The sequence below is a fragment of the Pseudomonas sp. GL-RE-29 genome (assembly GCF_019947275.1).
In the GTDB taxonomy this organism is placed as follows: Bacteria; Pseudomonadota; Gammaproteobacteria; order Pseudomonadales; family Pseudomonadaceae; genus Aquipseudomonas; species Aquipseudomonas fluorescens_A.
Genome location: NZ_JAGYGD010000005.1, coordinates 81,044 through 95,631 on the forward strand (window position 1 = coordinate 81,044; position 14,588 = coordinate 95,631).

Here is a 14,588-nt window from a genome sequence, read left to right on the forward strand (position 1 = left end):
GCCTCCACTCATCACTGATGAGGAGTCAAGCATGTCACCCTTCCAAGCCTTGTATTTACCCAACGGTCAGACCATCGGTAATCGTATTGCCAAAGCCGCGCTGGAAGAGAACCTCGCCGACGGTAACCAGGCGCCGGGCCAAGCATTGTTTCGCCTGTATCAGGCCTGGGCCGAAGGCGAGACCGGTCTGCTGTTGACCGGCAACGTGATGATCGACCGCCGGGCCATGACCGGTCCCGGTGGCGTCGCGCTGGAGGATGAGCGGGATCTGCAGCGCTTTCGCCAATGGGCCGACATTGGCCGCGCCGGTGGCGCGCAGTTCTGGATGCAGATCAATCATCCCGGCCGGCAGACCATGGCCAATCTCGGCCAGCAAGCCTTGGCGCCCTCTGCCGTGGCGATAGACCTGGGGTCGTTTTCAAAAATGTTCGCCGAACCCAAACCCATGACTGAGGCCAATATCGAAGAAGTGATCCAACGCTTCGCTACCACTGCTACGCTGGCAGAGAAAGCCGGATTTACCGGCGTGCAAATCCATGCTGCGCACGGTTACCTGATCAGCCAATTCCTCTCGCCGCTGACCAATCGCCGGACCGACCGCTGGGGCGGCTCGCTGGAAAATCGCGCCCGTTTGCTGCTGACGGTGGTCAGCGCCGTGCGCAACGCCGTTTCGCCAAAGTTTTGCGTGTCAGTGAAGCTCAACTCGGCGGATTTCCAGCGCGGTGGTTTTGATGCCGATGATGCCCGCCAAGTGATCGAGTGGCTTAACGATCACCCCATCGACCTGCTGGAGCTCTCCGGCGGCAGCTACGAAGCGCCGGCCATGCAAGGTGAAGCGCGCGACGGCCGGACCCTGGCGCGCGAGGCGTATTTTCTGGAAATGGCCGGTGAACTGGCCGGCGTGGCACGTATGCCGGTGATGGTGACGGGCGGGATTCGGCGCCTGGCAGTGGTCGAGCAGGTGCTCGACAGCGGCATCGCCATGGCCGGCATCGGCACGGCGCTGGCCATTGAGCCGCAGTTGGTCAATCGCTGGCGCGAAGGCCAGAACAGCCATCCGCAGCTACCGCCGATTCGCTGGAAGCGTAAAACCCTGGCGTCACTGGCGAGCATGGCGGTGGTACGGTTCCAGATGCATCGTTTGAGTCGTGGACGCAAGACATGGCCGCAAGTCTCGGCGATTTGGGCGTTGATTGTGGATCGGGTGTACGTCGCCAAGCGCACCCGGCAGTATCGGGCGGCGATGGCGAAGTGATTCAAAGTTGTTAGTGACTGGTCCACCGCTTTCGCGGGCAAGCCCGCTCCCACAGGAATCCATGGCGCTCACGAAATCCATGCAACAACCCAAAACCCTGTGGGAGCGGGCGGCGATGGCGAAGTGATTCAGAGTTGTAAGTGACTGGTACACCGCTTTCGCGGGCAAGCCCGCTCCCACAGGAATCCATGGCGCTCACGAAATCCATGCAACAACCCAAAACCCTGTGGGAGCGGGCTTGCCCGCGATGAGGCCAGCAAGCGCAACAAAGAACTCACCCCGGAAGCAGCTCATCGATATGCCGATACTCGGACCGCAACTGCGCCGCCAAAGACTTGCTGCGCCCAAGGCGAATCGGCCCGCGTTCGATGTCGATCACCAGTCCCGGACAATCGAGCGCGGGCAACGTCGGCCAGTCTTTCAAGCGGCCATCGGTCACCACCAACAACCGTTGCTGCTCCGCCGGAAAACGCTTTTGCCGCACGGCAAGCCAGCGCCCCGCTTCACTCAACGCCGCCAGCAACGGTGTGCCACCACCCGCGCCGAGCCCGTCGAGCCAATGGCGCAAACCGCTGGACGCCTTCAATCCCTGCACCTGCCACTTCGGCAGCGAACCGCTGGCGGTCAGCAATGCCAGACGCGCACGCTGTCGATAGGCGTCATCGAACAACTGCGCCAGCAAGCCTTTGGCATCGCTCAAAGCCTGATGGCGACGGGTTGAGGCCGAGGCGTCGACGATCACCAGCCACAGTTCATGGGCCGAGCGCGTACGCTGGTGGAACAACAGGTCGTCGTGTTGACGTGGCCGGCCATTGAGTAACGTACCCGGCCAATTCACCGAGCCGCTGCGGGCGGCGTGACGTTTGCCCTGTTTGCCGTGGTCCAGCCGTCCGGCGCGGGGTCTGGCATTCGCCCCCGCGTCAGATCGAGGGCGAATGCCTAGGGCTTTTTTGGCCAGCTCGGCACTTCACGTCGTGCACCGACCGGCAGCGCTTGAGCGGGCATTTCGCCCCACTGGCCCTGGCCCTGGCCCTCGCTCGGGTTTGGCTGTTGACTGGATTGCGATTGATTCTGCTGGGGGCCAGGTGGCGTGTGCTCGCGACGACGATGGCGCAAGGCGAACTCGGCGACCGCGTCGATATCTTCTTCGCTGATGGATGGCCCGCCGCGCCAGGCGGCATGGGCACGCGCCGCGCGCAACCAGACCAGGTCGGCGCGCAAACCATCGACGCCGGCGGCAAAGCAACGCTCGGTAATCTGCGCCAGCGCTTCATCGTCGAGGGGAATACTCGCCAAAAGGCTGCGCGCATTCTGGCAGCGCTCACGCAACGACTGCTGCTGGCTCTCCCACTCGGTGCAGAAACGTTGCGGGTCACTGTCGAAATCCAGACGCCGACGGATGATTTGCCCGCGTTCGGCCGGCGCGGTATGGCCACCGAGGGCGACGTTCAGGCCAAAACGATCGAGCAACTGCGGACGCAACTCGCCCTCTTCCGGGTTCATGGTGCCGATCAATACGAACTTCGCCGAATGCCGATGGGAAATGCCGTCGCGCTCAACCAGATTGGTGCCGCTGGCGGCCACATCGAGGAGCAGATCGACGAGGTGATCCGGCAGCAGATTGACTTCGTCGACGTAGAGCACACCGCCGTCAGCCTTGGCCAGGACACCGGGGGAAAATTGTGCGCGACCCTCGCTCAGGGCCGCGTCGAGATCGAGTGTGCCGACCAGGCGTTCTTCGGTGGCACCCAAGGGCAAAGTGACGAATTGACCACTGGCGAGCAGGTCAGCCAAACCACGGGCCAGGGTCGACTTGGCCATGCCGCGCGGACCTTCGATCAGTACGCCGCCGATCTTCGGGTCAATGGCGGTGAGGTACAACGCCAGCTTCAAATCGTCGGCGCCGACCACGGCGGAGAGGGGGAAATGCGGGGTATCGGTCATGTCAGGGTTCTCATCATGGTCGGTATTTACTTTGTGGCGAGGGAGCTTGCTCCCGCTGGGCTGCGCAGCAGCCCCCAACTCAAAATGCACATTTTTTCAGACACACTACATTGTCTGGTTTTCGACTGCTTCGCAGCCGAGCGGGAGCAAGCTCCATCGCCACAGGTTGTGTGTGTGTCAGCTGTCTTCTTCTATATCCAGCAACAGATTTTCCAGCGCTTCGCGATATTCGCCCGGCTCCTTCCACATGCCCCGCTGCTGCGCTTCGAGCATGCGTTCGGTCATGTCGCGCAGGGCGTGCGGATTGTGCTCGCGCACGAAATCCCGGGTGTTCGGATCAAGCAAATACGCATCCGCCAGCAACGCGTACTGATGATCGTCGATCAACTGCGTGGTGGCGTCGAAGGCGAACAGGTTGTCGACCGTCGCCGCCATTTCGAACGCACCTTTGTAGCCGTGACGCTTGACCCCGTCGATCCACTTTGGATTGGCTGCCCGCGAGCGAATGACCCGGTTCAGTTCTTCTTTCAGCGTACGTATTTTCGGTAAATCCGGTTGGCTGTGATCGCCATGGTAACTGGCCGCTGCGTCTCCGCTGAGGCTTTCCACCGCCGCGAGCATGCCGCCCTGGAACTGGTAATAGTCGTTGGAATCGAGCAGGTCGTGCTCACGGTTGTCCTGGTTTTGCAGCACCGCTTGCACCTGGCTCAGGCGCTTAGCGAATTGCTCTCGGGCCGCAGTCCCTTCGTCGGCACCGCCGTAGGCGTAACCGCCCCAGTTCAGATACACCTCGGCCAAATCCTCGCGGCTCTGCCACAGCCGACCATCAATAGCGCCCTGCACGCCCGCGCCATACGCTCCGGGCTTGGCACCGAAGATGCGCCAACCGGCCTGACGCCGGGCGGCTTCTTCATCCAGTCCCGATTGCAGCAGCGCTTCACGCTCGGCGCGCACCTTGGCTGCCAGCGGGTTCAGATCGTCCGGCTCGTCCAGCGCGGCGACCGCTTGCACGGCGGCGTCGAACAGGCGGATCAGGTTGGCAAAGGCGTCACGGAAGAAACCGGAGACACGCAACGTTACGTCTACTCGCGGACGATCAAGCAAACTCAGCGGCAGGATTTCAAAGTCATCGACGCGCTGACTGCCCGTGGCCCAGACTGGTCGCACGCCCATCAGCGCCATGGCCTGGGCAATGTCATCGCCGCCGGTGCGCATGGTCGCCGTGCCCCAGACTGACAGGCCGAGTTGGCGCAAATGATCGCCATGGTCTTGCAGGTGACGTTCGAGAATCAGGTTGGCCGACTGAAAACCGATGCGCCACGCGGTGGTGGTCGGCAGGTTGCGCACGTCCACCGAATAGAAATTGCGGCCGGTGGGCAGTACGTCCAGACGACCGCGGCTCGGTGCACCACTGGGGCCGGCCGGGACGAAACGGCCGCTGAGGGCGTCGAGCAGGCCGCGCATTTCTGCGGGGCCGCAGGCGTCCAGTCGCGGTGCAACTACTTCGCGCAAGTTGTCGAGGATGGCGTTCACTTCAGACCAACTCGCCTCCTGTGGGAGCGGGCTTGCCCGCGATGGTGTGTCAGCTACATTGATGTCGACTGACACACCATCGCGAGCAGGCTCGCTCCTACAGGAGATCAGTTGTGCGGCGAACAGTTCGAGGCGTTCGCGGGTATCGCCGGTGGTGCGCCAAGGGTCATCGCTGATCGACAACAAGGCATCCGGACGCGGTCCGCTCCACGGCTCGGCCAGCGCACAATCCAGCGGATCGAAAGCCAACTGAAACGCCTTGGCCAGCGCCCGCAGCAGACTCGATTGCGCCCCCCGGCCGTCGCCCCGGGGAATGCGCAGCAGCGCGAGCAAGGTGTCGATGCGCAAACGCCCCACCGGTGACTCGCCAAACACGTGCAGGCCATCGCGAATCTGCGACTCTTTCAAGTCACACAGGTACGTGTCCAGGCGCGGCAGCCAGATCGCCGCATCGGCATCGCTGTCGAGTTTTTCGTCCAGTTGCAATTCGCGGTCGATGTGCGTGTCGCGCACCAGTTGCAGGATGTCGCGCTGCAATTCCCGGGCACGTCGTGGGTCGAGCAATTGCGCTTCGTAATATTCGTCGGCCAGCAACTCAAGGTTGCGCAGCGGGCCGTAAGTTTCGGCGCGGGTCAGCGGCGGCATCAGGTGATCGATGATCACCGCTTGGGTGCGACGCTTGGCCTGGGCGCCCTCGCCCGGGTCGTTGACGATGAACGGATAGATATTCGGCAGCGGCCCGAGCAGCGCGTCCGGCCAGCAATTTTCGGAGAGCCCGACACCCTTGCCCGGCAGCCATTCGAGGTTGCCATGCTTGCCCACGTGGATCACGCCGTGGGCGCCGTAGGTGTTGCGCAACCAGAAATAGAACGCCAGATAGCCGTGGGGCGGAACCAGGTCCGGGTCGTGGTACACCGCGCTCGGGTCCACCTGATAGCCCCGCGCCGGCTGGATGCCGACGAAGGTCAGGCCGAAACGCAGGCCGGCAATCATCATCCGCCCGCCTCGGCACATGGGATCGCTGTCGGGCGCACCCCAGCGTTCCAGCACCGCTTGGCGGTTGGCTTCGGGTAGCGCGTTGAACATCAGCAGATAGTCGTCCATCGCCAGGCTTTGCTGGCACGGACGTTGGTCGATGGTGTCGAGGTCGTTGCTGACGCCGCCGAGCAATTGCTGGATCAACGCGGTGCCGCTTTCCGGCAGATCAGCTGGCAGCGGATAGCCTTCTTTGTACAGCGCACGCAGGATGTTCAGCGCGGCGGCCGGGGTGTCGAGACCGACGCCATTGCCAATGCGACCATCGCGGGTCGGGTAGTTGGCGAGGATCAGCGCGACGCGCTTTTGCGCATTCGGCAACCGCGCCAGATCGATCCAGCGCCGCGCCAGTTCGGCGACGAAATCCATGCGTTCCGGTTGCGGCCGGTAGCACACCACGTCGGACTGACTGCGCTCACTGCGCCAAGCCAGGTCCTTGAAACTGATCGGGCGGCTGATGATCCGCCCATCCAGTTCCGGCAACGCAATGTGCATCGCCAGATCACGCGGGCCGAGGCCCTGTTCGCTGGCACGCCAACCGGGTTCGTTGTCCTGGGCGCAAATCGCCTGGATCACCGGGATATTGCGCCGAAACGGTCGCAGATGCGGCGCCTCGGGGCTGGATTGGGCGAAACCGGTGGTGTTCAAGATCACCGAAGCTGATGTTTCATCCAGCCAATCCTCGACCACCGAAAGGCAGCCCGGCTCTTTCAAACTGGCCACGGCTATCGGCAGCGGGTTGAGGCCCGCCGCTAGCAGACGCTGGCAAAAAACATCGATGAATGCGGTGTTCGCCGCCTGTAAATGCGAACGGTAAAACAGCACCGCCGCCACTGGTTGACCGGCCTGCCATTCGGCTTGCCAATCACTCAGTTGTGCGGGGCTTTTTTGCGGGTGGTAAATCGCCGTGCGCGGCAGGGTTTGCGGCTCGGACCAGGCGTAGTCACGAGCCAACCAGCGATTGGCCAGGCAGCGAAAAAAATCGAGGGCATTGCCCATGCCACCCTGGCGCAGAAACTGCCAGAGCCGGTCGCGATCTTCGGCGACCACGGTACTGAGATCGCTGAGTTCCGGGTCCGGGCGATCATCACCCGGCACCAGAATCAGCTGCACACCGCGCTGCGACAACTCCACCAGCCGCTCGACGCCGTAACGCCAATAGGCAATGCCGCCGTGCAGCGAAATGAGGATGACCTTGGCGTGGCGCAGCACTTCGTCGACGTACAAATCGACCGACGCATGATTCTGCACCTGCATCGGGTTGGCCAGGCGCACGCTCGGGTAATCCTCGGGCAACTGCTGCGCCGCTTCGGCGAGCAGCGCCAGGCTGGAGTCGCCGCTGCACAGGATCACCAGCTCGGCGGGGGTTTGTCCAAGGTCGGCAATGTTGTCATCCGACACGAAACCGCCGGGCTGGGTCCTGAGCAGGTGCATGGCTTACACGCTGAGCGCGGCGCGCAATTGCGCTTCGAGCAACGCGGCATCCAGTGCCTGGCCGATCAACACCAGACGTGTGGTGCGTGCTTCTTCAGCGCCCCATTGACGATCAAAGTGTTTGTCGAAACGCGTGCCCACACCCTGGATCAGCAGGCGCATCGGCTTGTTCGGAATGGCGGCGAAGCCTTTGACGCGCAGGATGCCGTGCTGGACCACCAGTTGGGTCAGCGCGTCCATCAGCAGGCTTTCGTCGCAGGCCGGCAATTCGATGGAGATGGAGTCGAAGGCGTCGTGATCGTGGTCGTCATGATCGTCATCGTCGTGGTGGTGATCGTGGTGGCTGTGACGGCTGTCGATGTGTTCTTCGGAGCCGGCACCGAGACCGATCAGCACGTCCAGTGGCAGTCGACCGCTGCTGGCTTCGATGACTTTCACCGCTGGCGGCAGTTCTTCGGCGACTTCCAGACGTACGCGGGCGAGGTCTTCCGGGCTGATCAGGTCGGCCTTGTTGAGGATCACCAGGTCGGCGCTGGACAGTTGGTCGGCGAACAGTTCGTGCAGTGGCGATTCGTGGTCCAGGTTCGGGTCGAGTTTGCGCTGGGCGTCGACCTGATCCGGGAATGCGGCGAAGGTGCCGGCCGCGACAGCCGGGCTGTCGACCACGGTGATCACTGCGTCAACGGTGCAGGCGCTGCGGATTTCTGGCCACTGGAAGGCTTGGACCAGTGGTTTTGGCAGGGCCAGACCGGACGTTTCGATCAGGATGTGGTCAAGGTCGCCGCGACGGGCCACCAGTTCGCGCATCACCGGGAAGAACTCTTCCTGAACGGTGCAGCACAGGCAGCCGTTGGCCAGTTCGTACACACGGCCGTTGGCTTCTTCTTCGGTGCAACCGATCGAGCACTGCTTGAGGATTTCGCCGTCGATGCCCAGCTCGCCGAACTCGTTGACGATCACCGCGATGCGACGGCCCTGGGCGTTGTCGAGCATGTGCCGCAGCAAGGTGGTTTTGCCCGAGCCGAGGAAGCCGGTAACGATGGTGACGGGGAGTTTGGCCAGTGTTTTCATCGGATGCCCTTTGGCAAGGTGGCGGGCATACGGGACGAGAACCGGCCACGCACAAGCGCGCCAGGAGCGTTCGCCACCGGATCACCCCGCCCGGTTGTAGTGAGAATCTGTATCGAGGCAGGTCTCCTGGCTGACGGTGTGCCAGTCGCTCGACTGGCGTTTGCTGCGCCTTCCCGCGGGCTCAAGGGTTGAGCGTGCAGTGGCGTGGCAGCGAACATCACCGTTCACAGTTGCGGGGGCAGCCGCGGCATTGACCGCGTTCCCTTCTTAGCTTCGACAAACGCCGAAGAACCTCGAAAGCGCAAGGCTACGCATCGTATTGGGGCGGGTCAATGTTCATGGGAAGAATGCGATCACCTGTGGCGAGGGAGCTTGCTCCCGCTCGGCGGCGAAGCCGTCGTAATACCTGCTGACGAGGTATTCCAGAAAGAATGCCGGGGGTCGCTTCGCAACCCAGCGGGAGCAAGCTCCCTCGCCACAGGGGGTGTGGTACCTCAAACGAGAACCCTTGCCAATTGACGCCCGGCCCTCGCCCATGCTCTCCTACGCACCTTGTTACGGGTGCCCTTCACAGGGTGAAACGGGAAACCGGTGAATCATGTGCTTTACTCAAAGCCATGTCAGTCCGGTGCTGCCCCCGCAACGGTAAGCGAGCGAAGCGTCAGATCCACTGTGCCATTGCTGCATGGGAAGGTGATGCTTGCAGGTCAAGGCTAACGCCTGCGCCCCTCGTGAGCCCGGAGACCGGCCCGCAACACAAAGTGACCAACACGGTCTCTGAATCAACAAACCCGCGGTGGGCGGGCGCTGTTCGAACCTCTGCGCGCGCGGTCGTGCGGGGTTCTGCTTGCGCTCTTGTTCCCCCGCTGACAGCACAAAGGGAAGCGCCATGTCGATCATCAGCAGCACCGGCCACAGCACCACCGCCAGCACTACCACTACCCTGACTCAACGCCTGACCGCCGCCGTTTGCGCGTCGATCCTCGGCGCGTGCCTGGTGTATTTCGCCGGTTTCTCGCACATCGAAGCAGTCCACAACGCTGCTCACGATACGCGCCACAGTGCCGCGTTCCCGTGCCATTGAGACCTGCCGACATGATCAAGCGTATTGCGCAAACCGCAGGTTTCTCGGGCTTGCTGGCCGCCCTGCTGCTCACCCTGCTGCAAAGTTTCTGGGTGTCTCCGCTGATTTCGCAGGCCGAAACCTACGAAAAATCCGAACCCGCCGCCGTTGAAGTCCACGAACACGCCGCTGGCGTCGCTGCCCACACCCACGATGCCGAAGCCTGGGCGCCGGAAGACGGCTGGCAGCGCGTGCTGTCGACCACCGGCGGCAACCTGGTGGTGGCTGTCGGTTTCGCCCTGATGCTCGCCGGCCTCTACACGTTGCGCGCTCCGACCAAAACCTCTCAGGGTCTGCTCTGGGGCCTGGCCGGTTACGCCACCTTCGTGTTGGCACCGACACTTGGTCTGCCGCCTGAGCTGCCGGGCACCGCGGCTGCCGATCTGGCACAGCGGCAAATCTGGTGGATCGGCACGGCGGCCTCCACGGCGGTCGGCATTGCGTTGATCGTATTCAGCCGTCACTGGCTGATGAAGATCCTCGGCGTGGCCATCCTCGCCGTTCCCCATGTGATTGGCGCACCGCAACCGGAAGTGCACTCGATGCTCGCCCCGCAAGCCCTGGAAACTCAATTCAAAATCGCTTCGCAGTTGACCAACGTGGCGTTCTGGCTGGCCCTGGGCCTGGTCAGCGCCTGGTTGTTCCGCCGCAAAAGCGATGGTCAATACCACGCATGACAACTGTCAGCACAGCGCCGACCCTGGTGCTCGGCCTGGGTTGCCAACGGGGCTGTCCCGTCAGCACGCTGCGGGCGTTGCTCGATCAGGCGCTGCAAGCCCACCAGATCGAAATTCACCAGGTCAAAGCGCTGGCGAGTATCGATTTAAAGCGTAACGAACCCGCCCTGATCGAACTGGCCGAGCAGCTTGGATTGCAGGTGATGTATTTCAGCAGTGAGCAACTGGCCGGTTACCAAACCCAACTCAGCCATCATTCGGACATCGCGTTCGAACGCACCGGATGCTACGGCGTGGCGGAAAGTGCCGCTCTGGCCCTGGCCGAACAACTGGCCAACGCCCCGGCCAAACTGCTCATCCCGCGACAAAAATACGCGCAGGCCACCCTCGCATTGGCAGGCGCCGCGTAAAATCCCCGATAATCCCCGCACTCGATCATGAGCAACCTTCATCTGAAGCCTTGCCCAGACCCTTTTTCCCACAGGAACCGACGATGACCGTCTACTTCATTGGCGCAGGTCCCGGCGACCCGGAACTGATCACCGTCAAAGGCCAACGGCTGATTCGCAGCTGCCCGGTGATCATCTATGCCGGCTCGCTGGTGCCCGCCGCCGTGCTCGAAGGCCATCGCGCCGAACAGGTGATCAACAGCGCTGAACTGCACCTTGAACAGATCATCGAACTGATCAAGACCGCCCACGGCAACGGCCAGGACGTGGCGCGAGTACATTCCGGCGATCCGAGCCTGTATGGCGCCATCGGCGAGCAGATTCGCTACCTGCGCGAACTCGGTATTGCGTTTGAAATCATTCCCGGTGTGACCGCGACGGCGGCCTGCGCGGCGCTGTTGGGCGCGGAGCTGACGTTGCCGGACGTGTCGCAGAGCGTGATCCTGACCCGCTACGCCGACAAAACCGCGATGCCGGCAGGCGAAGAGCTAGGCAGCCTGGCGCAGCACGGGGCGACCATGGCGATTCATTTGGGGGTCAATCATCTGGAGAAAATCCTCGCCGAATTGCGGCCGCATTACGGCGCGGATTGCCCGATTGCGGTGATTCATCGGGCGACATGGCCGGATCAGGATTGGGTGGTGGGGACACTTGAGGACATTGCCGAGAAGGTTGCAGCCAAGGGGTTTCGGCGTACGGCGTTGATTCTGGTGGGTCGGGTGTTGGGCAGTGATCAGTTCAGTGAGTCATCGCTGTATCGTGCGGGGCATGCGCATCTTTATCGGCCATAGTCAGCCCTGTAGGAGCTGCCGAAGGCTGCGATCTTTTGATCTTAAAGAATCAAGATCAAAAGATCGCAGCCTTCGGCAGCTCCTACAAGGGCTAAGCGATCTCCCATAAAAAAACGGCACTCACGGGTGCCGTTTTTTTATGTTCGCAGCGAACGCCTTAGTAGTAAGCGTTTTCTTTCTGCGTGTGGTCGGTCACGTCACGTACACCCTTCAATTCGGGAATACGCTCGAGCAAGGTGCGCTCGATGCCTTCCTTCAGGGTAACGTCTGCCTGGCCGCAGCCCTGGCAACCGCCGCCGAACTGCAGAACGGCAATGCCGTCTTCGACCACATCGATCAGGCTGACCTGACCGCCGTGGCTGGCCAGCCCCGGATTGATCTCGGTTTGCAGGTAGTAGTTGATGCGCTCGTTGACCGGGCTGTCGGCGTTGACCATCGGCACTTTTGCGTTTGGCGCCTTGATGGTCAGCTGGCCGCCCATGCGGTCGGTGGCGTAGTCGACGACCGCGTCATCCAGGAAAGCTTCGCTGAAATGGTCGATGTACGCGGTGAAGCTTTTAAGCCCCAGCGCGGTGTCTTCAGGTTTCTCTTCGCCCGGCTTGCAATAGGCAATGCAGGTTTCGGCGTACTGGGTGCCAGGCTGGGTGATGAAGACGCGGATGCCGATGCCCGGGGTGTTCTGCTTGGAGAGCAGATCAGCCAGGTAATCGTGGGCGGCGTCGGTAATGGTAATAGCGGTCATGGAAACTCCTCGCAGGCTTGGGCGCAGTTTACGCCAATCATCGCCGCGGACAAAGTCCTAGTATTTTTGTCGGGAAAGATTCCGACGATCCCCTTGTAGGAGCTGCCGCAGGCTGCGATCTTTTGATCTTGTTTTTTAAGATCAAAAGATCGCAGCCTGCGGCAGCTCCTACAGGGGTAGCGTGATTAGAGGTTCTCGTAGCGATTCATGTCGAGCACGCCCTCTTCCACCGGATCGGTTTCGTGGATATAGCGGCTCAGGTCATGGAAATACTGCCAGAACTGCGGATGGCTGCGCCGGACGCCCCAGCGTTCGACGATTTTCTCGAAACGGTTCGCATCCTTGGCGTTTTCCATCGCGTCGACAAAATCAGGCACTTGATCGGCGGGGATATTGAACATGAAGTTCGGGTAACTGCTGAGAACCCCAGGGAAAATGGTGACCGTATCGAGGCCCGGCTGATACCGCATCGACTCGCCGACCAGGAACGCCACATTGCTGTGCGCGCGATTGCGCAACAGGCTGTAGACCACACGCTTGCCGCTCGCGGTTTCTATGCGCAGCATGGTCGCTTCCGGCAATTGATCGATGACCTTGAGTCCAGCCGCCGGACGCGACGTCAGGCGGCTCAAGGCCTGTTCGGCTGCTTGCAAGTCCGGGTCGATGTTCGGACGCGAGCAATAGGCGCCGTCGCAGCGGTTGATCGGATCAGGCTTGGCGTTCAGGTCGCCGTAACGCGCCAGCAGCTGCAGGGCGAAGTCGCGCTTGGGGTCCTTTTCATTGAGCTTCAGCGCGGTCGGCGTGTCGTCGTCGATGGACTCGTAGTCCAGCCACATCTTGAATTTTCCGCCGTCCTGGTACCAGTCATCCAGGTAACCCTCGCGAGAATCCGCCGGCATCAGGCGCAGGAAGTTCTGCTCGGCGCCGTTGCGGATCAGGTCGAAATACAAGCGCGTCTGGGCCTGATGGGAAACGTTGCCGAACACATCAAAGTTGACCGCCAATTGGTAATACGTACGTTCCAGCAGAGGGAAGTCGAACAGCCACATCGTTTGCGGCACGTCGCCGATCAGACCCTTGGTCACGACGGCGCTGTCGAAATGCCTGAAGATGCTCAGCAGTGCGTTGTCGTTACCGGCCCACAGGCTCGACCAACTCGGTGGCGGCAAATCGGCGTAGCTGTCCCGACGCAGGGCTTCGTATTCGTTACGTTTGTCGCGGTAGTCGTGCCACAGGGTCAGGACACTGCCAACGTCGTCGTTCTGCCCCGGCATCGCCAGCAATGGCGTGGCCTGGCCGCGATAGTTCGGGTCGGTGATGTAAAGGTCATGCTCCGGCGCCTGGAACAGCGCCCAGAAGTTATCGCGAATCACGTCGGTGGCGATCTGCCCCCGGCAAACCGGGCCGCGAATAAAGGTGCGCACGAAATATTCGGCATTATCGAGCATGAACTGGTAACGCGCCTGGGCCGGAATCGCTTCGAAGGTGGTGAATGGATTGGCCCGGCGTTCCGGACCGTAGCCCGGCAAGGCGTCGACCTGCCAGTTGCCGCTGTAAAAGAGGCTCTTGACCCGGGCCATCTTCGCCGCGCTCAGCGGGTAAGTAATGTGGGTCTTGTGCACGATCACGCCCTGCACTGGCCACAAGCGGTAATACACCTGAGTGCCGGGGTCGTCATTCGGCCGACGGGTGTTGATCAAGTCGATGGGTTGACCGGTCGGGGTTCGCGATCGTACCCACTGGAAAAAATGCCCCGGCTCACCGTCCTTGAAATAGACGTGCGCGAGAAACCAGTGCTCGAACAGCCAGCGCCCTACCAGACTCTCTCGGGCGCCCGGTGCGTTGAGCAGGTTTTCCCACTGCACCACTTGCAACGCTTCCTTCGCGCTCGGCACCAAGCCCTGCTCATCGATCGGCGCACCGGAAGCCAGCCAGCGTTGCAGCGTCTGGTATTGCTGATCCGTCAGGCCGGTGACCGCCAGCGGCATGCCTTGTTTCGGGTGAGAACTGGCGTAGCCGTCGAACTCCGCCGGCATGGCGCACATGTTTTCGCGGTTCAGGCCCAGCACGATGTCTTCGGGCAATTTGGCATTGGGTTGCAGCGGAGTTTGATGACCCAGTTCCAGCATGCGCGCCATCAACGCGGCTTGGCTGCCCTGGGCATCGAGCACTGAGTAAAAGCCCTTCTGCTGCCAGGCGCGTTTGCCGAAAGCGTCATAAAACAACCGGGTCGGCGCGCCGGCCTTGCGTCGATCGCCGTCGTAGACCGGGGTTTTGCTGGCACCACGCGCTGCCCCTTCGCCACTGCCCAAATTGAGCTGACAGGCGGAGTCATAGCAGGCGTGGCAGGCCACGCACTTTTCGGTGAAGATCGGTTGAATGTCGCGGGTGTAGGAAATAGCAGGAGAAATCTCAGGGGTTTGCGCACCCGCGCCCCAGCTTAATAACAGCAACACGCTGCTGATGACGACGCGATACGACATATCCCTGATCCTGATCCTTGAAAAAACGCCGCGATTCTACCGTTCCGCACG

General features: G+C 61.9%; 11 protein-coding genes and 2 riboswitches. Of the genes, 5 read left to right on the forward strand and 6 right to left on the reverse strand.

Features of this window, described 5'->3' with window-relative positions:
• The first annotated feature begins 31 nt into the window (after positions 1–31).
• Positions 32–1,255, forward strand: a complete 1,224-nt coding sequence (locus KGB21_RS06535; RefSeq protein ID WP_223504336.1) for an NADH:flavin oxidoreductase/NADH oxidase family protein — start codon at positions 32–34, stop codon at positions 1,253–1,255.
• Between the two features lie 274 nt (positions 1,256–1,529).
• Here KGB21_RS06535 and KGB21_RS06540 read toward each other — a convergent pair whose 3' ends face one another.
• The 4 genes from KGB21_RS06540 to cobW form a co-directional block, all read right to left on the reverse strand.
• Complete coding sequence (locus tag KGB21_RS06540) at positions 1,530–2,141, reverse strand: vWA domain-containing protein (protein ID WP_034147168.1); 612 nt, start codon at positions 2,139–2,141, stop codon at positions 1,530–1,532.
• A 53-nt stretch (positions 2,142–2,194) separates the two neighbouring features.
• On the reverse strand, positions 2,195–3,199 hold the full coding sequence (locus KGB21_RS06545; protein ID WP_223504338.1) for an ATP-binding protein: 1,005 nt from the start codon (positions 3,197–3,199) through the stop codon (positions 2,195–2,197).
• A gap of 177 nt (positions 3,200–3,376) precedes the next feature.
• A complete protein-coding gene (gene cobN / locus KGB21_RS06550; RefSeq protein ID WP_223504340.1) occupies positions 3,377–7,201 on the reverse strand; it encodes a cobaltochelatase subunit CobN in 3,825 nt (1,274 codons plus the stop codon).
• 3 nt (positions 7,202–7,204) lie between these two features.
• Positions 7,205–8,272: a cobalamin biosynthesis protein CobW gene (gene cobW, locus KGB21_RS06555; RefSeq protein WP_317846711.1), complete on the reverse strand. Its 1,068-nt coding sequence runs from the start codon at positions 8,270–8,272 to the stop codon at positions 7,205–7,207.
• 98 nt (positions 8,273–8,370) lie between these two features.
• Positions 8,371–8,583: riboswitch (cobalamin riboswitch) on the reverse strand.
• Positions 8,584–8,814: 231 nt separating this feature from the next.
• Positions 8,815–9,040: riboswitch (cobalamin riboswitch) on the forward strand.
• A gap of 121 nt (positions 9,041–9,161) precedes the next feature.
• On the opposite strand from cobW, the gene KGB21_RS06560 reads away from it, so the two are divergent.
• The 4 genes from KGB21_RS06560 (at position 9,162) to cobM (ending at position 11,312) form a co-directional block, all read left to right on the forward strand.
• On the forward strand, positions 9,162–9,356 hold the full coding sequence (locus KGB21_RS06560) for a CbtB domain-containing protein (RefSeq protein WP_034147172.1): 195 nt from the start codon (positions 9,162–9,164) through the stop codon (positions 9,354–9,356).
• An 11-nt stretch (positions 9,357–9,367) separates the two neighbouring features.
• Complete coding sequence (locus tag KGB21_RS06565) at positions 9,368–10,072, forward strand: CbtA family protein (protein ID WP_223504342.1); 705 nt, start codon at positions 9,368–9,370, stop codon at positions 10,070–10,072.
• Positions 10,069–10,482, forward strand: a complete 414-nt coding sequence (locus tag KGB21_RS06570) for a cobalamin biosynthesis protein (protein ID WP_223504343.1) — start codon at positions 10,069–10,071, stop codon at positions 10,480–10,482. The genes KGB21_RS06565 and KGB21_RS06570 overlap by 4 nt, the downstream gene beginning before the upstream one ends.
• Before the next feature lie 83 nt (positions 10,483–10,565).
• On the forward strand, positions 10,566–11,312 hold the full coding sequence (gene cobM / locus KGB21_RS06575) for a precorrin-4 C(11)-methyltransferase (protein ID WP_223504345.1): 747 nt from the start codon (positions 10,566–10,568) through the stop codon (positions 11,310–11,312).
• 157 nt (positions 11,313–11,469) lie between these two features.
• Here the strand turns inward: cobM and nfuA are convergent, their stop codons facing one another.
• Positions 11,470–12,054, reverse strand: coding sequence for a Fe-S biogenesis protein NfuA (nfuA, locus tag KGB21_RS06580; RefSeq protein ID WP_007912592.1), 585 nt, complete (start codon positions 12,052–12,054; stop codon positions 11,470–11,472).
• Between the two features lie 185 nt (positions 12,055–12,239).
• On the reverse strand, positions 12,240–14,537 hold the full coding sequence (locus KGB21_RS06585; RefSeq protein WP_223504347.1) for a fatty acid cis/trans isomerase: 2,298 nt from the start codon (positions 14,535–14,537) through the stop codon (positions 12,240–12,242).
• Positions 14,538–14,588: the final 51 nt, after the last annotated feature.